The sequence below is a fragment of the Niveispirillum sp. genome (assembly GCF_052437035.1).
Lineage (GTDB): Bacteria > Pseudomonadota > Alphaproteobacteria > Azospirillales > Azospirillaceae > Niveispirillum.
Genome location: NZ_JBQVOH010000012.1, coordinates 49,169 through 69,943, shown reverse-complemented (window position 1 = coordinate 69,943; position 20,775 = coordinate 49,169). Strand labels below are relative to the sequence as shown.

Genomic DNA, 20,775 nt, shown 5'->3' with positions numbered 1-20,775 from the left:
ACGAACGGGGTCTAGAACGGGACTATTCTGATTGTTATCCAAGCCAAAATCGATAGATGGAGGCTGAATTGTCTTCAAAGTCCAGAACCAGACGTGTCGTATTGGACTTCTCTTCCGACTTTTTGCCGTTGTCGGTGAGGATCGGCAAACGCCTCATCCATCGAGGCCTGATTGTTGGTCAGTTCGAGGCTCCAGCCAATTCTGGAACCTGGGTCAGGACTCCTCATCTGAGCATGGTAGTCCATCAGGGAGAGCCCTGTGAACTTGGCTGGAAACCCCACACCGTGTTGGAACCTCAACGCCATGTCGTCAACGCTGGTCAGTTCCATCTATTTCCGCCCGATCAATTTGTCCATGTCGACTGGGCCGGCAATCAGCGAATATTCGCGGTCTCCTTCACGCAAAGCTTCATCGAACGTACATTGTCGGAGGTCTTCGGCGGGACGATACCCGACTTGAAGCCGATGGTTGCCGTGGACAACCCCGTGATCGGCAAGCTGATCGATTGCCTGCATCAGGGCATGGAGGGATCCGGCCATACCAGCCCACTTTATCTCAATCACATCGGCGCGATGCTGCTTCTCAAGCTGTATGAGACTTTCGGAGATGCAGGCCGGCCCGCGCCGGTGATTGGTGGTCTCGGCAGTTCACGGCAGCGGCGTGTTGTCGAATATATCGAGGCACGCCTGGGGGAGGAGCTGAATCTCGGCCACTTGGCCGCCGAAGTCGGGCTCACCCGCTACCATTTTATCCGGGCCTTCCGGGTCAGCCTGGGCACTTCTCCCTTCCGTTATCTCAACAAGCGGCGCATCGCGCGGGCCCAGCAATTGCTGCTCGATCCGCATCTGTCGATCACCGAGGTCGGCCTCACCCTGGGCTTTTCGAGCCACAGCCATTTCACTGAGACCTTCCGGAAGATCACGGGAACGACACCTTCACAGTTCCGGAAGGACCGGCGATGAAGCGGTTGCCCGAGCGGAGCGTTTGTCACCGAGTTTGCCCTTGGGGGATTTGTCAATTTGCAGTACGGAGTCCAACAGGTGCTTCCGGACTGCGACGAAGACTCTGACGGGAGGCAAGAACATGAGTGAATTGAACCCGGATGTTCAGGATGAGGTGCCCTGGTCGGAGACCATCACCCCCTATGATGAAGCGCATTATATCACTTATGTCCGGTTGCTCGACGCCGAGGCATCGGGAGCCGACTGGCAGGACGTTGCCAGGATCGTCCTGCATCGTGACGCGCTGCTGGACAAGGATCGAACCCATCGCTGCTGGGCTTCCCACCTGCGGCGGGCTCAATGGATGGCTGCCAGCGGTTATCGTCACCTCTTGATGAGGGAAGGTATACCTCGAAAATAGTAGAGCGTGCCTATCGCCTAAATGAGTGAAATGATTTCACGGTCTGGTCTCCAACTTTAGAGTTAATCAAATCAGTGTAAGCTTCTATTTTGTAAATTTAATCACTGTAAATCGCCGATGGACACGAATTTTATTTATTGAATGAATTTCTTTCACCGCAATTTCCCGGCAGGTAACGCAACCTGACGAAAGACGTCTATCGGCATTGTAAAGAAGCTGCATTTGTCGTCTGCTATTCGAGCATTCGGCGATGTTTCAGTTGTCGTTGGGCCTGTATGGCCCATGCGGCCAACGGGAGGCTACCGTGCAGCGACAATCTCGATGCCCTGAATTTCCGTTGCGGCCAGACTGGCGCGATCCGGAACATTACCGGCCGCTGCTGGCCCTGGACAAGGCGGGCTGGGCGGCAGAATGGCTTCGCCGGTCTCCTGATTTTGCGGACATCCTCAACAGCTTCGCCGAAAAGGTCCGGACAACCCAACGGCCCGTAGGCGGACCCAGGATCATCATTCTATCCGACCTGCCTGTCGATGCTCGCTGGGGGGTGATTTTTTGCCGATGCCATCGAACCGGACACCATCTTCTGGTATCCGTCGCTGGCACCTGCCGTCCTCACCGTCGACGCGTCCCGCGCCGCACCCGACGCAGAGGACGTTTTCGATGTGCGGCGGCTCCAGCAGCTTGCCGTGGTTCTGAAGATCGCCGGCGGGGCTGAACATGTTCTGTTCAGTGACGGTCGCCATCATCTCCAACTGATGGTGAATGCGGGAACATTGCTATCGGGCCCGGTGCGGCTGCGCTGCACGATCACCGACCTCCGGTTCACAGAAGAAAGCCTGCTGGCCGTTCGCCGCTTGATGCAACTCCACCGTTCCGGCCGACTGTCCCACAAACTCTACCCCGCAGACACCCGAGCCCCGCGCTGGATCGAAAAGCTCCGCGCCTTTGATGGGGTCTGCGCCGGAGCCAGCCATCGTGAGATTGCCGCCATCCTGCTGGGCGAACGGGAGGTCCGGGAGAACTGGAACGGCCATTCCGACTATCTGCGTCTGCGGGTCCAGCGGCTGGTTCGAGACGCCTGGCGAATGGTGCATGGCGGCTACCGTGATCTGCTTCGCTCGAGGGGAGCAACATGAACCGGGAGGCGGAACTGCCGGTGGCCAGCAAAGAGCGAGAGGGCGGCTGGAACCTTCGTGACGGGCTTTGGCAGGCAGGGAAAGGGAGCTTGACGGGTGCCTTGTCAGCAACCCAACCGGAAGGAGACTGCGTGATGAAGACCCTGAAATTTGCTCTGCCGGTGCTGATCCTGATTGGGATTGGCGCTGGCGTCCTCACGCTATGGCCCAAGGGGCGTGTCGAGCAGGAGGGACCGGCGACAGTCCTTAACGCAGGCGTTCTGGAGATCGCCGGCATGCGGCACCGTCTGGCTGGCATCGTGCCGCCATTGCCTGACCAGCACTGTGTCGATCGCAAGGGCACGACTTGGCCCTGCGGCCAGGAGGCCGTCCAGGGCTTGCGGAAACTGGTGACCGGCACGCCGGTCTATTGTCGGCCCCGTCCCGGCAGTACAGACCTGTCCGACTGCTTCGTCGGTGGCACGTCCCTATCGGAGCGCATGGTCCGTGGAGGCTGGGCCTTGGCCTGCCGTTTCGGCCGGGACGACCTCAGCAATTGGGAGAACAATGCAAGGTTCCTGGCCTCGGGCCTGTGGCGGGGTGGGTTCGTTCCACCGACACCGACCGACAAGTGTGCGGGGTGAATGGGTGGAGAGTAAGAGGTGGAACGGATTTCCGGGTGACGGGCCACAGCCGGAGGAGAGGCTTCCGGCGCCCGTCCTGGAGATGATGTGCCATGACCCAAGTAGAAATCCTCGACGCTGCCCCCGACCGGAGCGGCGGCTACAAGGTGGACGTGACCCGTGGGCAGCGGATCGGCCGCGTGTCTTCGGAATGGTTCTCGCGGCCTGATGATGAACGTTTCCTGTCCCTGTCGGATCTCTACGCCTCCGTGCGGTCGCGGACCGAGCGCAGCCGGACCCGGACCCTGCCCAGCGCCGACATCCGCGTGGAGGCGAGGAATGACAATCCCGAGAAACTGTCCCTGCTGCTGCCGGGCAGCGACCAGCCCGTGGCGCCCACGCATTGGAGTTTCGGCCAGTTGGCCAGCTTGGTGGGCGCGCCGGCCGCCTATTTGCGGCAGCTTCCGGCGGCACTGGCCGGGATCAATCTGCAATATGGCCTGACCTCGCACCGGGGCGAGCAGGTCAAGACGCTGGAAATCGAAGACGGCCGGACGGAACTGCGCGCCGTCACTGGTCCCGACTATGGCCGCATCTTCGACCATGAACTGGTCGAGGCGGTACAGCGCATCGCCGGCAATGGCACCGGCGACACGCGCTGGAAGGTGCCGGGTGTGCTGGACTGGTAGACGGGCGTCTATAATCCGCGTGTGGACATCACGCGGGACACCACGACGCTGTACGCCTCCGACAGGGACGTCTTTCTGTTCCTCGTTGACGATCTGAATCCGATCGAGGCGGGAAGGCTGCCGGACGGCTCGCCGGATCTCTATTTCCGCGGCTTCTACTGCTGGAACAGCGAGGTGGGCGCCAAGACCCTGGGCATGGCCAGCTTCTATCTGCGGGCTGTGTGCCAGAACAGGAATATCTGGGGTGCTGAGGATTTCCAGGAGATTGCCATCCGGCATTCCAAATATGCCCCGTCCCGCTTTGCCAATGAGGCCGCACCGGCCCTGACCCGTTTCGCCGATTCCTCGCCCATGCCCTTCATCAACGGCATCAAGGCGGCGCGGGAGCGGATCGTCGCCCGCGACGATGATGACCGCACGGAGTTCCTGCGCAAGCGCGGCTTCTCCAAGGCGGAAACCGGCAGGATCATCGAAACTGTGCTGGCTGAGGAGGGCCGCAAACCGACGAGCATCTTCGATTTCGTCCAGGGCATCACGGCCGTGGCTCGCGACAAACCCCACCAGGATGCCAGGTTGGAGATGGAGGGGCGGGCCAAGAAGCTGCTGGACCGGGTGGCCTGACCGGTGGGTCGGAGCTCTGCTCCGGACGTTTCGAGTCAGAGGAGGGCAGGGGGCTTTGCGACGGGCTGCCAGGTGGGAGAGAGGCTTCCATCGGCCCGTCGTGGAGAAGACCCATGGCCAATGCCACCGCCAAGATCGTCCTGAGCCGGTCCCAGGACATTCCCTTCAACAAGCTGGTCCTGTCCCAGGCCAATGTCCGCAAGGTCAAGGCCGGCGTGTCCATCGCCGACTTGGCCGAGGATATCGCCAATCGCACCTTGCTGCACGGCTTGCCTGTTCGTCCGCGTCTGGACGCCGATGGCAAGGAGACGGGCATCTACGAAGTGGCACCGGGCGGGCGCCGCTACCGGGCGCTGGAACTGCTGGTCAAGCAGAAGCGCCTTTCCCGCACCGCGCCTATCCCTTGCGTTGTCCGTACCGGAGGGCTGGGCGAGGAGGACAGCCTGGCCGAGAACCTGCAACGCGTGGCGCTGCACCCGCTCGACCAGTTCCGCACGTTCCAGACCCTGCGCGACAAGGGGTTGAGCGAGGAGGATATTGCCGCCCGGTTCTTCATCACACCCGCCGTGGTCAAGCAGCGGCTGCGCCTGGCGTCGGTATCGCCGAAGCTCCTGGACCTTTATGCCGAGGACGGCATGACGCTGGAGATGGTGATGGCTTTCAGCGTCAGCAACAATCATGACCACCAGGAGCAGGTGTGGGCATCCCTGACCCAGCCCTGGCAGCGCGAGCCCTATCACATCCGCCGGGCGCTGACGGCTGGCAGCATCCCGGCCCATGACAAGCGGGCGCAGTTCGTGGGGTTGGACGCCTATGTCGCCGCCGGTGGGCCGGTCATGCGCGACCTGTTCACGCCTGATGATGGCGGCTGGCTGGGCGATGTGCCGCTGTTGGAACGGTTGGCGGCTTCGAGGCTGGCCAAGGCCGCAGAGACGGTGATGGAGGAGGGCTGGAAATGGATGGAGGTCGATACCGACTTCCTCTACGGTCATGCCGCCGGCCAGCGCCGCTTGCGGGGCGAGGTGATCGCTCGCACGGAGCAGGAGGAGGCCCGCTACGCCGCGCTACAGGATGAATATGACCGGCTGGCCCAGGAGCATGACGATGATGGCGAGATTTCCGAGGAGGTGGATCAGCGCCTGACGGCGATTTCGGGTGAAATCGCCGTGCTGGAACAGCGGCCCGTGCGCTATGATCCGGAAGAGATCGCTCGGGCCGGCTGCTATGTCAGCATCGGGTCGGACGGGCTGCTGCGGGTCGAACGCGGCTATGTCCGGCCGGAGGATGAACCGCGCGTCGAGGAGCCGGCAGCACCGGAAGCTGATCCCGCCGAGGGAGGCAGCGATGCGGAGGGTGCCCGCATCCCGGCCGTCGCCCATGTGGCCCATACCGGCGGTTCCGTCAGCCAGGACCCCGAGCCGGAGGACGAGGGGCTGAAGCCGCTGCCCGAACGGCTGGTGATGGAGTTGACGGCCTATCGGACCCTGGCCCTGCGCGACGCTCTGGCCCGGGACCCGGACACGGCCTTCATCGCAGCACTGCACGTCCTCTGTCTCCAGCTCTTCTGCCATCGCAGCTCCAATTCCTGCCTGCAGATCACGGCCCGGAGTCCCGGCTTCATGGCGGAACCTCAGGGGCTGGCAGACAGCATTCCGGCCCAGTCCATCAATGCCCGGCACGCGAACTGGGGGGAGCAGTTGCCCCAGGACCCGCATGATCTCTGGGATGTGCTGGTAGGCTTCGATGCCGACAGCCGGGCGGCGCTGTTCGCCCATTGTGTCGGCCAGACGGTGCATGCCGTGCAATCGTCCGGCGAGTATGGGCCGGAGAGCCGGCATCATGCCGACCGGCTGGCGGCTGCCGTCCATCTCGACATGGCGGCGGTGGGCTGGGCGCCGACGGCGCTGAACTATCTCGGACGGGTTACCAAAGCCCGGATCCTGGAGGCGGTGACCGAGGCCAAGGGCGAGGCTGCCGCCCGCCAGATCGACCATCTCCGCAAGCCCGACATGGCGGTGCAGGCCGAACTGATGCTGGCCGGCAGCAACTGGTTGCCCGCACTGCTGCGCATGCCGGGGCAGGTGATGGCCGCACCGGAAGGGGAAACCGACCCCGTGAAACAGCCGGCTGCCGATATCGAGCCGGAAAACACGGTGCCGGTGGAAGACCCGCAAGAGGTGGCACAGTCGATCGCTGCCGAATGATCCGACCTTCAACTTCCAACCCTGGCCCGGCCTCAGCGCCGGGCCATTCTTTTTTCGGGAGACGGATCATGGCAATACCCGACCATGCCCGCGCCAATTTCAGCACCCTGCTGCGCGCCGCCCGGGACGGCAATCTGGCGCTGATGGAATGCAATGATGCCATCACCGGCGAGCCCCGCTACGTGATCTGTGCCGTCGGTCGAGATCGGCGCGGCATCATCATAACCCCCTTCGGTCATCTCGCCGATGGCAATCCCTACGACGCTTATCTTCCGCCGGATGCCCCCGGCGGTCCGGATGGCTCCGGTGCCTGACCATGGGGGATGCCGGCCTCCTTGCACACCGCCTCGCGCTGGAGGCCGAGGCGGTGTGCCGCCAGTTCCTGCCCAATGGACATCGGCAGGGCAACTACTGGCAGGTGGGCGATGTGCGCGGACATGCCGGCCGCAGCCTTTATGTTCGCCTGACAGGGTCACGGGCCGGTCGGTGGACCGATGCTGCCACGGGCCAGCATGGCGACCTGCTGGACCTGATCGCCCTGAACCGCAACCTGTCTCTCCGCGAGGCCATGGATGAGGCCCGAGCTTTCCTGCGCATGCCGTTGCCCATCGCCGCCAGCAGCTATGTGGTGCCTTCCGGCGTCGGCTCGCCCCAGGCCTGCCATCGCCTGTTCGCGGCCAGCCGGCCGTTGCCGGGCACCTTGGCCGAGCGCTATCTGGTCGGCCGTGGCATCATTCTGGCCCAGCCCGAGCCGGCCCTGCGTTTCCATCCACGCTGTCACCGGCGGGAGCCTCATGGCCGTGTCAGCCTGCCGGCACTGATCGCCGCCGTCACCGATCATGAAGGTCATCTGACCGGTCTGCACCGCACCTGGCTGGGTGTGGATGGCGGCAAGGCTGCGCTGGACGAACCCCGCCGGTCCATGGGGCATCTGCTGGGCAACGGCGTGCGCTTTGGTGCGGCCGGCCCCACCATGGCGGCCGGCGAAGGCATCGAAACCACATTGACGGCGCGCGTGATCATGCCGGGCCTGCCGCTGGTCGCTGCCCTGTCTGCCGGCCACCTCGCCGCCCTGTTGTTCCCGCCTGACCTGCGCCGTCTCTACGTTCTCCAGGACAAGGACGCAGCCGGCAGTCGGGCGCTGGAACGGCTTTTCCTGCGCGGTAAGGCCGCTGGTATCGACATCCAGCCGCTGCGGCCACACGGGAAGGATTTCAACGCCGACCTGCTTGCGAACGGCCTGCCGGTGCTGCGGAAACGGCTGGTCCGGCAGTTCCATCCCGACGACGTCGGGCGCTTCCTTCCATAGCAGCAGGTGACCGCCGGCCATGGTCAGCGTCATCGGGGAGGGTTAGAACTTGGCTGGCGGCAGGGTGCCGGGCGCCCGTGGTTTGGCCGGCCAGGGCCCCGCCCGCGGCCTTCGGGGGAGGGGATCTGCCAGGGCCGGCCGGGTCCGCAATGGCGGCCCGCTTGCTTTCTTCCCCGGCCGCCCAAGGGCGGCCTCCTCGCGGGACAAGAAAGCGCGGGTCGCCATCCTCCGCTATCGCTCCGGCCCGCAAAGCGGGTGCGGGCCCGGCCTGAGGCCCTGGCCGGCGATCCCCATGAAGGCCGCGGAGGGCGCGGCCAACCGGAGATCCAGGAGGCCGCCATGACCCGCCTGAGCACCCATTCCCTGTCCCCCGATGATGAAGCGCCAAACGCATCGGCCCCGTCAGCCCACCTGCTGGAGGAGCTGCAACTCTACGGATATCGGCCTTTCCAGGATGAACCGGACCCACGCCCGTTGCCCGACGCCGAGCAGGCCCGGGCCGAGATCGGGGCGTGCCTGGAAACCCTGGCCGGCCTGCTGACCGGCACCCGGCTGGAGGACGATCTGGGCGACCTGCTCTGGGCCTGCGTCAATGTCTTCCACCGCCGCATCGCCGGCCTGGAGCGCGACCTGGACAGCAACGAGCAGGCCCAACTGCGCAGCCAGCAGGACCAGGACGGCTCGGAAATCCGTTCCGTCGAACTGGAGCGGCTGACGGCGGAAGGTATCGGCCTGATCGAGCGCCGCAACGCCTTCGAGTTCTTCCGCGACGCTGCTGCCGAGATGTACGAAGCCCTGATCGGCTCCACCTGGCGCCCCCGCCAGGGCTCCCAACTGAGCCACCGGACCCTGACGGCGGCCCTGATCGACAGCCGTGATCATATTGCCGCCCGACGCTATGCCGACACCCATGTGCTGGTGCCGCCCGGTCCCAAGATCGCCTTTGCCGGCGGCATTGAGTTCAACGACGTTGATCGCATCTGGTCCGCCCTGGACAAGGTCCATGCCAAGCATCCCGACATGGTGCTGCTGCATGGTGGCACCCCGAAGGGGGCCGAGCGTATCGCTGCCTGCTGGGCGGATCACCGGCAGGTGCCGCAGATCGTCTACAAGCCCGACTGGACCCGCCACAAGAAGGCAGCACCGTTCCGCCGCAATGACACACTGCTGGAGGCGCTGCCCATCGGGCTGGTGGCTTTCCCCGGCTCCGGCATCTCGCAGAATCTGGCCGACAAGGCCCGAAAGATGGGCATTCCGGTGTGGCGGTTCGGGGGGTGACGGGTGTTCCCCGACCTCTGTTTCCTGCCTGTGTTGGCCATGGGAACCGAGGCTGCCGGCGACATGTGCCGAAACTTCCCCCGGTCTTTTTAAGCCTTTTTCACGAACTCCGATTTCAAATTCATTGCGCCGATACCATCGATCTTACAGGCGATGTTGTGGCCATCGGCCCCGTCCACAAGGCGGATGTTTTTCACTTTGGTTCCGCCTTTGACGACCAGGGATGATCCCTTGACCTTCAGATCCTTGATGACCGTGACGCTGTCACCATCGGCGAGCGCGTTTCCATTGGCATCGTGGATGGTGCCAAGCCCATCCGCTTCCTGCGCGCCGGTCTCGCCAAGGGTCGCTCGCTGGCTCCATTCGTGGGCGCATTCCGGGCAAACCCAGATGCTGCCGTCCTGATATGCATGTTCAGACCCGCACTCGGGGCATTTCACGTCGCTGTCCATCATCAACCTCGTCATTGGGCGGCGCGAAACTAATGCACGGATGAGGCGATAGGAATTGCAAAAGACGGAGGTGGACTGCGCGATCTCTATCCGCCACGTTCGCATTGCGCCAGCGATCGTTTGCGGTCGCAGATAAAGCCTGTGTCGGTTGATCCCGCCGGGAGTGGAGTCCGCTTTGACGCGGGCCGATGGGTTGGCGCCCGACATCGCGCCCGCCATCGGGTTCAAGGTCCAGGCGTTCCGGCTTTGGCCGTCCTTTCGGCAGCCAATCATCGGTGCTTCCCGTCTCAGCAATCCGGATTTTGCGGGCCTTGCCGTGCTGTCCGTGGGGCAGTGGCTTGACGCTGACAACGGGCTTGGTTCCGTCCGAGAGGTCGCGCATCGTGTCGTGGTTGGGCAGGAGGTTGGCGCCACCGTCTCCTTCAGACCCCTGCTTTCGCAGCCCAATCCCCGCTGTCCTCCTGATGGCTAGAGCCCGCGGCGCCCTTGCCAACCCTCGGGGCTTGAGAAAATTTCCCCTGCCGGCCCACCCCATTCGGGGTGGGTCGGCATTCCTCGCGAGACAAATTTTCCCAGCACTCGGGTCCTCCACTGCGTTCCGGCCCATCGCTGACGCTCGGGTGACGCGGGACGCCTGACGCGGGCTCTGACGCCGGGGACATCGCGGGGATGGTCCCGCGAAACAGCGACGGAGACAGATCATGGCCCGCACCCTCGGCACCCTTACCCGCACCGATGACGGTAGCTTCATCGGCGTCCTTAAGACCCTCAACATCACCACCAATCTCGCCATCGTGCCGACAGACAAGCTGTCGGAGGAGGCTCCCGACCACCGCGTTTATGCCGGCGGTGGCCAGCGCTACGAGATCGGCGCCGGCTGGAGCCAGACGGCCAAATCCAGCGGTCAGACCTACCTGAACCTCAAGATGGAGGCGCCGGAGATCGCTCCGTCGGCACTCTATGCCCGCCTGGTCAAGCTGGAACAGCCTGCTGACGAGGGCCACACCCACATCATCCTCTGGGAGGCCCGCGACCGCTGATCCGCCTTCCAAAGCCCCGTTCCGGGATCGCCCGGAACGGGGCTTTCGTCTGTCCATCGGCTGGGGGATCGAAAACAAGGGGGGTGGATTTTCGAGCGTCCTCACGCACGCCCAGGACCGACATGCTGATCCCACCTGCGGCGATATCCGCCGCATGAACTGATGGAGATTGGCATGGAAGACGAGGTGAACCGGGCTGCCCAGGCCAGGAAGGGCAGTCCCTTCCTCAATACCGCACAGGCTGCATTCTATGTCGGCCTGTCGCACCGGACCCTGGAAAAGATGCGCCTGACCGGCGACGGGCCGCGCTTCCGCAAGCATGGGCGCTACGTCCGCTACCATATCGATGACTTGGATTCATGGTCGCAGGGCGAGCGTCGCGACAGCACTTCGGACAAGGGGGGCTTGTCATGAACAGCCTCCCGAGAGCTGGCCGTCGGCCATCGCGAAGGCGTCGTCTGCCGCGCGCCACGCGCCGCGAGGTGCTGATCCTGGCGGGCCTCGGGTTGGCGGCGCTGGGCTTCGCCAGCCTGGGCCGCCCGGCACCAATCCTGGTGTGGAACGGCAGCGCCTCGGCCCCCATCGGGCTCTACCTGGTGCTGCCGGAAACCCGTTCACGCACTGGCGACATGGTTCTGGTCCGCCCGCCCGATGCCATCGTCGATCTGGCCGCCCGGCGGGGCTACCTGCCGCGCGGCGTGCCGCTGATCAAGGGGGTGGCGGCCGTCGGCGGGGACGAGGTTTGTGCCCGTGGCGACGAATTGTCGATCAACGGGGATGTGGTTGCACGGCGGCTGAAGACCGACAGTTTGGGCCGCCCGCTCCCCTGGTGGGAAGGATGTCGCCACCTGTCGGCGGGTGAAATCCTGTTGTTGATGTCGGCCGCAGGCTCCCTGGATGGGCGCTATTTCGGGCCGATCTCGTCGGTGCATGTCATCGGCCGGCTGGTGCCGTTATGGCGGCGCTGAGATTGGGCGGCGTGCTGCTGGCAATGGTGCTGGCAGGGCCCGTCCTGGCGGTAGAACGGTCGCCTTACGAGGCGGAGATCGCGGTGGCAGCCGGGCGTTTCCATCTGCCGGCGGCTTGGATCAGGGCCGTCATCAAGGTGGAAAGCGGCGGTGATCCCAGTGCCGTTTCGTCCAAGGGGGCGCAGGGCCTGATGCAACTGATGCCCGATACCTGGGCGGAGATGCGCGACTGTCACGGCATTGTCGGTGAAGTATTCGATCCCGCCGCCAATATTATGGCGGGCACTGCCTATCTCGCCGAGATGCGGGACCGCTTCGGCTATCCCGGCCTGTTCGCGGCCTATAATGCCGGTCCCAGCCGCTATGAGGCGCATCTGCGCCAGGGCGTATCGCTGCCCGTCGAAACCAGCACCTATCTGGGCAGGTTGGACATTGTCAGGGCGGAGCGCCACGAGATCCAACGGCTCTTCATGCCCCTGGGCGCGGCGGACCAGCGCCTGTTCGTGCCGATTTCCCGGCCGTCGGACCGACATTGATGGTCCCCGATGCCCGGCATGGGTGGGGTTCTCTCATCTCGGTCAGGCCCATCCTACCAGCCAGACCGAGGCGCCCGTCAAGGATGCGCGGTCCCCCCGAATTGCCGTGCAATTCGGCTCCCCCGCGCCCCGCTCCGCGGCGCCTGCGGCGTCCTTGACCGCCGCCTCTCCGGCTGAGGAGGGAACCCCGTCCTCGATGATGGGGACGACAGAAACGGAGGTTCCCATGTCCTTCATTGCAACGCATCCGCAGACCGCAATCGACCGTTTCGTTGCCTTGGTTGATGACGTCCGTACCGAGTTCGGCGAAGAAGGCCTGATGGCCAATGTCGAGCGTTTCATCAGCGCCGAACGGCCTGATTTCATCTGGGAGGGCCGCTTCCAGGAGCATTATCTGGGCGAATGGATGGGCGCTGATGACGGTGCAGAAGGCCTTTACTGCATCCTGATCCTTAGCCATTTCCGGGGTGATTTCATCGTCGCCAGCTGCGTTGTTGATGGCGATGAGCGTCTGCATTCCATGACCCGCCAGCGCGCCTATGCCACGCACGACGCCGCCGAGAAGGCCTTCCAGAGCGCCAACGGTCGATAAGCGGCGCTGATCGGGGAGCGGCGGTTCAGGCCGTCGCTCCCTTATCTTTCCAGCATGAGAGCGTAGAAGGGCGTGGATAAGCGCGGGTGCTGATTTCCGGCGTTGTAGGGCAAGATAAAACGGTGGCGCCAGCGCCCCCGTAACCCCCTGTCTGCACATCCTTTTTGGGGCCTTGCGGTGGTGCCAGGGCGGTTGTGTCGGTGCCATTCTGGCGCTACGGCCCCGAGATGCCCCTTTTCAGCTTCGGATCGGGAGAGACCGCGATGTTCGGCGATGATCATGATTTCCGCCCCAGTTTGGGCCGTATGCGCAGCGCCACCGGGCGACGCGGCAAACGCTTCCTGAACCGGGTGCTGGCGGCCACAGTCCTGGCCAGGGGCGGGCCGCTGAGTTTCACCCGCCGGTCAAGCCGCTTCGATGGCAGCCGCATCGGGCGCGGTGCCGGCGTGGGCCGGGTGCTGGCATCGCGCGACCAGTTTGCCGCCTTTCGGCAGCGGCGCGTGATCATCAAATCGCGGATCGTCAAACTGGCGGGCAAGGGCATGGCCAGCGCCCGCGCCCATCTGCGCTATATCCAGCGCGATGGTGTCACCCGTGAGGGACAGTCGGGTCAGCTCTATGGCCCCGACCAGGACAAACTCGACGGACGGGCCTTCCTCGACCGTGCTGACGGCGACCGCCACCAGTTCCGCTTCATCGTCTCAGCCGAGGATGGCGATCAGTATGACGACCTGAAGCCCCTGGTTCGCCGACTGATGGCGCAGATGGAACAGGACCTGGACACGCAGCTCGATTGGGTGGCGGTCGATCACCACAATACCGGCCATCCGCACAGCCACATCATCGTCCGGGGGAAAGATGATCGCGGCCAAGACCTGATCATCGCGCGGGAATATCTGTCCCAGGGCATGCGCGAACGGGCGGCCGAGATTGTCAGCCTGGATTTGGGTCCCCGCACCGACCTGGAAGTCCAGGAAAAGCTGCGCCGGGAGGTGGAACAGGAACGGTTCACCAGCCTGGACCGCCGTCTGCTGCGGGACCGGACGCCGGATCAGCTGGTATCGGGCGGCGACCACGACCCGTTTCAGCAGGCCCTGCGCACGGGCCGTCTGCGCAAGCTGGAGCGGTTGGGCTTGGTCGAGGACTTAGGAGCGGGCCAATGGAGGGTCGCCGAAGACCTGGAAACCGCCCTGCGCCGTATGGGCGAGCGCGGCGATATCATCAAGACCCTGTATCGGGACCTGGCCGCACAGAACCTGATCCGAACGCCAAATGATCTGCTCATCCACGATGCCGGTGCCGCCAACGCTCCGCTCATCACAGGCCGTGTCATCGCACGCGGTCTGTCGGACGAGGTGAATGATCGCCACTACCTGATCGTCGACGCCAACGATGGCCGGACCCACTATGTCGATATCGGCAAGGGTGAGGCCACGGAGCCAACGCCGGTCGGCAGCATCCTGCGTGTGGAGCCGCACGCCACGGACCCGCGCCCCATAGATCGCCGCATTATGGAGATCGCCGCAGCCAATAATGGCCGGTACAGCATCGACATCCATCTGCGTCACGATCCCACGGCCAGCGACGCCTTTGCCGACACCCATGTCCGGCGGCTGGAGGCGATACGCCGTCTGACCAACGCCATCAACCGTGAACCGGACGGCACCTGGATCATCCAACCCGACCACCTAGACCGCGTCGCCGACTATGAACGCACCCAGGCCCGCTTGAACCCGGTCACCGTCCGGGTGCTGTCCTCCTTGCCACTGGAACATCAGGTCACCACCGCCGGTGCCACCTGGCTGGACCGCGAGTTGGTCGCCCCGAACCCCGCGCCGCTGCGCGATTCTGGCTTCGGTCGTGAAGTCCGTGACGCCCAGGAACGTCGCCGACAATGGTTGATGGTTGAGGAATTAGCCCGCGAGGAACAAGGCCGAACCTTCTATCGTTCCGACCTGCTGGCGACCCTGCGGCGGCGCGAGCTGCTGCGCGTGGCTGGCCAACTGTCTGACGAGCTGGGCTTGCCCTATGCCAGCCTCTCCCGTGGCCAACCGGTGGAGGGCACCTACCGCCGGACGGTGACGCTTGCCAGCGAGAAACTCGCCGTCATCGAACGCAGTCGTGACTTCACCCTGGTGCCCTGGCGGCCCGTGTTGGAACGGCATGTCGGGCAGCAGGTGTCGGGAATCGTCAGCGGGGATGGCGTGTCCTGGAACTTCGGGCGAACCAGAAGCGGTCCCACCATCACCTGATGATAATCAACTCTCTGGCGGAACGCGAAGCAGGTCACCTTGCCGAACCAGCAGACCAGCTTGCTCGACCACCGTGATGGCGCCTGCGATTAGCTGTTTGAGCTGGGCGCTGGTTGCTTTGAAGCCAAAGAGGCGCGAGGCCCCCGTGATAGCTTCTTCCTCTGTCGCGCCCAGATGCGCCGCCACAAAAGTGATGACGGCCTTCTGGATTTCCGACGGTGGGATCATCTCGGGTTTACGCAGTCCCGGTGACTGGGCTTCGCTTCTGTCCCTAACGGCGATGTCCCAACCCGGAACGATGTAGAAATCGCCCTCCCCAGATATCCGCCCAGATTTGACGGCAAACTCGACCCCGCGTGCGACGGCCTGTCGGATACGTCCGCCAGCGCGTTGCAAGCCCCATTGTTCCCGCAGCCTTGTGACGATTTCGTCTAGATGGATGGGGCCTTCAACGGCGACAACCTGTGTAACCAGATTTTCCATCATCCCTGACGCGACGTCATGCAACTCGACCTCAGTTGGAACAGTGAGTGTCGCCTGGACATAGGGAACGGACAGGGCGGGGCCGCTGCTGGCCGCCTCGGTGGCGTCGCCGGCGTGCCGCAACCCGATCTCCGTCACATGCTCCCGTTCCACGGTCACGATTTCAATCGGCACAGCCCGAGCGTGGCGGCCAGCGGCCCCTTCGCGGGCGGCCACCTCCTCCTTGGCCGCCTCGATGGCGGCAATGACCTTGGCCAGTTGTTGTTGTGGCCTGTTGAACCAATCCGTGCTCCAGATGCGATGAATGATCCAACCATGATCTTCCAGCACGGATTGGCGCAGCCGGTCGCGGTCGCGGGCAGAACGTGAACTGTGGTAGGCGGCGCCGTCGCATTCAATGCCCAGTATATAGCGGCCGGGCCGGTCGAAATCGGCGACCGCCAGATCAATGAAGAAGCCAGCCAGGCCAACCTGTGCATGCACGTTGTAGCCCTGTGCCTTAAGGGCATTGGCAACCTGCTCCTCGAACACGCTGTCATGTTCCCGGTCAGTCTTATGGCCGATGCTGAGGTTGCCGGTGCGGGCGAAGTGCAAGAACAGTTTGAAAGCGAAGACGCCTTTGCCCTTCGCGCGCTCCAGGTCGATATCTTCGTCAGTGATGGAGGAGAAGACCTCGCACCGCCTTTTGGCCCGGCTGATCAGCACGTTCAGTCGCCGTTCACCGCCATCCCGGTTCAAGGGGCCAAAGCTCATGCTCATATAACCCTGGGCATTCTTGCCATAGCCGACAGAAATGAAGATCACGTCGCGCTCGTCACCTTGCACATTCTCCAGGTTCTTGATGAAGAACGGTTCGGCCGGATGCGCGGAGAAGAAATGCTCCGTATCCGGGTTCAGACGACGTAGCCGCTCCACCTCGTCCAGAACGGCACGCCGCTGCTTGGTGGAGAAGGTGGCGACGCCCAACGATAGGTCGGGATGGCTGCGTGCGTGCTGAATGATCGCCTTGGCAACCTCCTTGGCTTCTTCGACATTGGTGGATGTGCCGCCGCTGTCATAGGTGGCGTGGGGCAAATAATGGAAGCGCAAACCCATGCCGGCCTCAGCCGTGTAGGGGCTGGGCACGATATAGAGCTTGTTCTCATAGAATTCGCGGTTTGAGATGGCGATCAGCGACTGGTGCCGGCTGCGATAGTGCCAGCGCAGCATCCGCTGCGGTAGCCCCTTGGACACACAGAGCCCCAGGATGCTCTCGACATCGGCAACCTTGGTTGCTGGATCATCGCTATCGTCGTCGTCAGTCCCTGCCAACATCTTGTCGAAGAAGCGGGTCGGCGGCAGCTGCTTGTCATCACCCACAACGACGATCTGCCGACACCGCGCGATGGCCCCGATGGCATCGACGGGCTGGATCTGCGAGGCCTCGTCAACGACCAGCATGTCGAAGGTCAGGCTGCCCGGTTCCAGGAATTGGGCCACGGACAGCGGGCTCATCATGAAGACGGGCTTCAGTGCCTGGATGGCAGGCCCGGCCTTCTTCATCAACTGCCGGATCGGCAGGTGGTTACGGCGCTTGACGATCTCACCCTTCAGCACACCCAGGGGGCCGGCACCTCCCTCCTGTCGTGGAATGCGTTGGTGGTGGATCGCGGCGACTTCGCGGCGCGCAAGGTGAATGCGCTTATGATCCAGACGGGCGAATTCCTCGACCATGCGGGAATGACCATCGCCATCAAACCGCGCCAGTTCGGGATCGTCCTTGACCATCCCGTTGAACAACGCCTCGTAATAGGATTTCTCGAACTCCGGCAGGACGGAACGCGCGTTCAGACGACCATCCTCCAGTCGTTCGACAAGGTCGGCCAGACCGGCCTCTCGGGCCAAGCCTGCCTTGGCGGTATAGGCCGTCCATTTGCTCAGGTCTTCGGCACGGTCAATCCACAGCCCAATCTGGTCCATCAAGATGGTGAGGTTGATCAGTTCCACGCCGTCGGTCCCGAATGCCCCTGTGCGGTCCAGGGACAGATAGCGGAACTCCTCGTCAGTTTTGCTGACCAGCATTGGTGATGACTTGGCAAGGTCATCAGCGAGACGGCCAACAACAGGCTGATCGACCCCGCGTGCTACGGCCCCATGGATGACCGATGCGGTCGGTCCCTGACCATTGCCGCGTGCCCAGTCCACAATCTTGCGTAGGTGTGTCCAGTCGGAGCGCTCCCCAAGCCAGTTCACGCCGAACGCCTTCCGCCCCAATGAAGGACCTTCGGCTTCCACGGCCACGTCCAGCAGTGCTGCTGTGGCTTTCATATCCGCCAACTGTTTCAGCACCTGTCGCTGTTCGTCCAGGGACTGTGGCGGCTGGGTGAAGATGAGGGCCAGGGTCCGCGCGGCGACGTCCAAGTCACCAAGGGTCGAAGCCAGTACCTCCACATCCATCTCATCGACGGGTTCGACTGGAAATGCGGAAGGGGCCGCCGCTTGCAGACGCGGAGCCAACGCGGCGAGGACTGGTTTCAGCTCGGCTGCGGTCCGTTCCAATGGGCGCGCCAGGCTCTGGATCATCTGCGGTTTGGTTGTGGCGGCAACGCGCCGGATATCTGCGGCGCGATCCCCCACGCCATTGCCCTGCGCCCAGGCGACAATCTTCGCCAGTGCTGGCCAGTCGGATCGTTCCCGACGCCAAAGCGGTCCAAAAGCAGCTCGCCCAAGCGCGTCGTCAGAGGAAAGGCGGCTCAAGGCCCTCTGGTTGGCGATCAGCTTGTCCAACTGCTGCAATTGTTCGCCAACCGGCATGGTGCCGGCCGTTGCCAGGATGGACGACATCAGGGTCTTTGCCCGCTTGAAATCCCCATTCAGGAACCGGAAGAAGCTGGTTCCATGCATTGCCAGATGCTGTCGCGCCAGCTTTACATCGGTGTCCCACGCGGTGGAGGTGAAGACGCTGTCAAGCTCTTGCTTTCGGGCAACAAAGTCCTGACCGATCTCCACCAGATCGGCGATATCCGCGCCTCGGCTTTTCCAGACATCGTTCAGCATGGCATCTGGGTCGAATGCTGGTGCCACCACCACCCGCTCAACGATCCCCAGCAACCGTTTGGCAGACTGCATACTCGCCGGATCGTGCTGCAATCCCAAAGCCGTCTTCAGGCCTGTCAGATGTTCAATGAAAGTCGCGATGACGGTTCGTGCCGGCTCAAAACTGGGCTCCTGCGCGATGAGCCAACCTGTGCGGTATCGGTCCAGCAACGCTCCTGCCGCCGCCAATTCCTGATCACGGGCCTGCTCCGTGACGATTGCTGCCAGTTGGGACCATAACGCGGTGACCTTCTCGCCGTTCTCAACCAAGGCGGCGAGTTGTGCTTGCTGCGATACCCAGATGTCGTCGTTGATCGTGGCCCGGTCGAGTGGCGGGGCCGTTGCGACGCGGCGAGCCGTGCTGATAACGTCCTCTACGTCATGCAGCCGGTTGGGCGCGGCGATGCCCAGCAATGCGCAAAGCTGGCTGTTGTTGTCCATGAACTGCTTGTAGTCTGCCAGAAGGCTGCCCAACCTAGCCACCATCCGCTCCACATCCATTGGGGTGATGGCCGGAATATGAGCGCAGCGCCACGGATGCTGCGCGGGCGGCCCGATATCATCAATGCGGCCCGCGAGATACTTAAGCTGCAATTCCCTTTCCTGGCGCTCCGGGCGGGACCAGGTCTCGGGTGCAACAAGCGTTGCCTTCGCCGGGCCTTCGTTGGTCTGCCGCAAACGGACCAAATGGCCGATGACCTGATAGGGGCTGAGGCCGCAGGGGGCCTGACGCCGATGCAGGCGTTGTGCGTGTTCGTTGAGCTTGTCGCGGCTTTGGCGCAACTGTCGGATCAGCGCACCATCCTCGGTCCCGCTGGGCCGCCCCAGATCCCATGTCCGACGCAGTTCTTCCCGTAGATAGCGTTTGTTGGCCTTGTTGCTGTGCAATTCCAGGCAGATATCGCCGATGCCATTGGCATCCAGGCGACGTTTGACCACCTCCAATGCTGCCATCTTCTCGGCCACGAACAGCACAGTTTTGCCGTCATACACCGCAGATGCGATAACATTGGCGATGGTCTGCGACTTGCCGGTGCCCGGTGGCCCCTGGATGACCATGTCCCGGCCCCGGCGCACTTCATGCACCGCCATGGTTTGCGAGCTGTCGGCATCCACAACATGGACAAGTTGTTCTGGATCGATATGGGGATCGACGGGTTCGTCCTCGCCAATCATGCCATCGCCCGGTTTGAAACCATCACCCAGTAGGCCGGATACAATCGGACTGTCGGCGATGCCGACGCCTGTCGGCCACAAATCGGGATCCAGATCTCGGTACATCAGGAATTTTGCAAAGGAGAACAGGCCGAGAGTGACGTCGTTTTCCAGTACGGCCCAGCGCGGCTGCCCGGCAACTGCCGCCGCTACTCGCGCGAAATAGGATGTGGGATCGAACGCCTCATCCCCCTCGGTGAACTGTGGCAGTTCCAACCCGAACTGGCGCTTCATCAAAGCGCCCAAGGAAAGGTTAGCGGCTGGTTCTTCTTGTAGCCACCGCAGCTTGAACCTTTCACCGGCTGATCCGCGGTCCAGCGTTACGGGCAACAGGATCAAGGGGGCGAAGCGTTCTTTCTCGGATTTCTCATCCTCAAACCATTTCAGCATGCCGAGCGCCAGGTAGAGGATGTTGACGCCCTGTTCTTCCTGCAAAGTCCGGGCATCCAGGCATAGGTCCAGAAGGCGTTTTTGCAAACCCTCGGATGTCAGCCGCGTTTGCAGCTTTGTATCGCTGTGGCGCGACGCCCGGCCCCGTTCATCAATCGCGTCATCGTCGGGTTGCGCCAGCTCGGAAATTTCATCGCTGTCCCCATCCTGCTCGTTACTGGCGGCACCGGCTGCTTTTCGACCCGGCAGGAAGGTCAGAGCTTTGCCGTCATTGACCAGCAGTCGAAAGATTTCGGCGGACAACTCATCAATGATTTCGACCTGCTTGGCCTTCGTGCCGCGCGGTGTACTGATCAGCCTGTTGCGGGTGGACAGGTCCAGAAGCTCGGTGCGAGCGCGCTCCAGTTTTTCCTTCAGTGGCCAGCTCTCGTTGCCATCTTCATTGCCCGACGCAATGGTGCCTGTCTCCAGCATTCTCTACTCCAGCGAGCTGACTACAAATGAATGCAGATATCTGTTGTTCTCAACTCTAACGGATTATCACTGAATAGGTAAAGGTTATCACCAAACT

The 20,775-nt window shown here is 63.2% G+C and carries 19 protein-coding genes; 17 read left to right on the top strand and 2 right to left on the bottom strand.

The features are described from left to right. Positions 1-56 precede the first annotated feature (56 nt). The 11 genes from ACT6Q8_RS22325 to ACT6Q8_RS22275 all read left to right on the top strand — a co-directional run bounded on the left by ACT6Q8_RS22325 (position 57) and on the right by ACT6Q8_RS22275 (position 9,201). On the top strand, positions 57-962 hold the full coding sequence (locus tag ACT6Q8_RS22325; RefSeq protein ID WP_444734685.1) for an AraC family transcriptional regulator: 906 nt from the start codon (positions 57-59) through the stop codon (positions 960-962). Between the two features lie 121 nt (positions 963-1,083). After that, positions 1,084-1,362 carry a DNA -binding domain-containing protein gene (locus ACT6Q8_RS22320; protein WP_444734686.1) on the top strand — a complete coding sequence of 93 codons (279 nt, stop codon included), beginning with the start codon at positions 1,084-1,086 and terminating at the stop codon, positions 1,360-1,362. 250 nt (positions 1,363-1,612) lie between these two features. Further along, on the top strand, positions 1,613-2,077 hold the full coding sequence (locus ACT6Q8_RS22315; RefSeq protein WP_444734687.1) for a transcriptional regulator domain-containing protein: 465 nt from the start codon (positions 1,613-1,615) through the stop codon (positions 2,075-2,077). Continuing rightward, on the top strand, positions 2,049-2,498 hold the full coding sequence (locus ACT6Q8_RS22310) for a DUF2285 domain-containing protein (RefSeq protein ID WP_444734688.1): 450 nt from the start codon (positions 2,049-2,051) through the stop codon (positions 2,496-2,498). The genes ACT6Q8_RS22315 and ACT6Q8_RS22310 overlap by 29 nt, the downstream gene beginning before the upstream one ends. A 134-nt stretch (positions 2,499-2,632) precedes the next feature. Next, positions 2,633-3,121: a thermonuclease family protein gene (locus ACT6Q8_RS22305; protein ID WP_444734689.1), complete on the top strand. Its 489-nt coding sequence runs from the start codon at positions 2,633-2,635 to the stop codon at positions 3,119-3,121. Between the two features lie 92 nt (positions 3,122-3,213). After that, a complete protein-coding gene (locus tag ACT6Q8_RS22300; RefSeq protein WP_444734690.1) occupies positions 3,214-3,789 on the top strand; it encodes a hypothetical protein in 576 nt (191 codons plus the stop codon). A gap of 21 nt (positions 3,790-3,810) precedes the next feature. Then, entirely contained in the window at positions 3,811-4,410 is a 600-nt protein-coding gene (locus ACT6Q8_RS22295) for a hypothetical protein (RefSeq protein ID WP_444734691.1), read from the top strand. Positions 4,411-4,523: 113 nt separating this feature from the next. Then, positions 4,524-6,614: a DNA-binding protein gene (locus tag ACT6Q8_RS22290; RefSeq protein WP_444734692.1), complete on the top strand. Its 2,091-nt coding sequence runs from the start codon at positions 4,524-4,526 to the stop codon at positions 6,612-6,614. A gap of 68 nt (positions 6,615-6,682) precedes the next feature. Further along, positions 6,683-6,928: a DUF6117 family protein gene (locus ACT6Q8_RS22285; RefSeq protein WP_444734693.1), complete on the top strand. Its 246-nt coding sequence runs from the start codon at positions 6,683-6,685 to the stop codon at positions 6,926-6,928. A gap of 2 nt (positions 6,929-6,930) precedes the next feature. Further along, entirely contained in the window at positions 6,931-7,923 is a 993-nt protein-coding gene (locus ACT6Q8_RS22280; RefSeq protein WP_444734694.1) for a DUF7146 domain-containing protein, read from the top strand. A gap of 339 nt (positions 7,924-8,262) precedes the next feature. Beyond that, positions 8,263-9,201, top strand: a complete 939-nt coding sequence (locus ACT6Q8_RS22275; protein WP_444734695.1) for a DUF2493 domain-containing protein — start codon at positions 8,263-8,265, stop codon at positions 9,199-9,201. A gap of 89 nt (positions 9,202-9,290) precedes the next feature. Here the strand turns inward: ACT6Q8_RS22275 and ACT6Q8_RS22270 are convergent, their stop codons facing one another. Next, on the bottom strand, positions 9,291-9,653 hold the full coding sequence (locus tag ACT6Q8_RS22270; RefSeq protein WP_444734742.1) for a zinc ribbon domain-containing protein YjdM: 363 nt from the start codon (positions 9,651-9,653) through the stop codon (positions 9,291-9,293). A gap of 701 nt (positions 9,654-10,354) precedes the next feature. Here ACT6Q8_RS22270 and ACT6Q8_RS22265 point away from each other — a divergent pair. The 6 genes from ACT6Q8_RS22265 to rlxS all read left to right on the top strand — a co-directional run bounded on the left by ACT6Q8_RS22265 (position 10,355) and on the right by rlxS (position 15,041). Beyond that, positions 10,355-10,693, top strand: a complete 339-nt coding sequence (locus ACT6Q8_RS22265; RefSeq protein WP_444734696.1) for a DUF736 domain-containing protein — start codon at positions 10,355-10,357, stop codon at positions 10,691-10,693. Positions 10,694-10,867: 174 nt separating this feature from the next. Continuing rightward, positions 10,868-11,107: a helix-turn-helix transcriptional regulator gene (locus ACT6Q8_RS22260; RefSeq protein ID WP_444734697.1), complete on the top strand. Its 240-nt coding sequence runs from the start codon at positions 10,868-10,870 to the stop codon at positions 11,105-11,107. Then, positions 11,104-11,661, top strand: a complete 558-nt coding sequence (locus ACT6Q8_RS22255) for a S26 family signal peptidase (protein ID WP_444734698.1) — start codon at positions 11,104-11,106, stop codon at positions 11,659-11,661. Before ACT6Q8_RS22260 ends, ACT6Q8_RS22255 begins: the two co-directional genes overlap by 4 nt. Continuing rightward, positions 11,649-12,197 carry a lytic transglycosylase domain-containing protein gene (locus ACT6Q8_RS22250; RefSeq protein WP_444734699.1) on the top strand — a complete coding sequence of 183 codons (549 nt, stop codon included), beginning with the start codon at positions 11,649-11,651 and terminating at the stop codon, positions 12,195-12,197. Before ACT6Q8_RS22255 ends, ACT6Q8_RS22250 begins: the two co-directional genes overlap by 13 nt. A gap of 226 nt (positions 12,198-12,423) precedes the next feature. Next, entirely contained in the window at positions 12,424-12,789 is a 366-nt protein-coding gene (locus tag ACT6Q8_RS22245) for a hypothetical protein (RefSeq protein ID WP_444734700.1), read from the top strand. A 263-nt stretch (positions 12,790-13,052) separates the two neighbouring features. Next, positions 13,053-15,041: a relaxase/mobilization nuclease RlxS gene (rlxS, locus tag ACT6Q8_RS22240; RefSeq protein ID WP_444734701.1), complete on the top strand. Its 1,989-nt coding sequence runs from the start codon at positions 13,053-13,055 to the stop codon at positions 15,039-15,041. Between the two features lie 6 nt (positions 15,042-15,047). Here rlxS and ACT6Q8_RS22235 read toward each other — a convergent pair whose 3' ends face one another. Continuing rightward, positions 15,048-20,678 carry a DUF3320 domain-containing protein gene (locus tag ACT6Q8_RS22235; RefSeq protein WP_444734702.1) on the bottom strand — a complete coding sequence of 1,877 codons (5,631 nt, stop codon included), beginning with the start codon at positions 20,676-20,678 and terminating at the stop codon, positions 15,048-15,050. Positions 20,679-20,775: the final 97 nt, after the last annotated feature.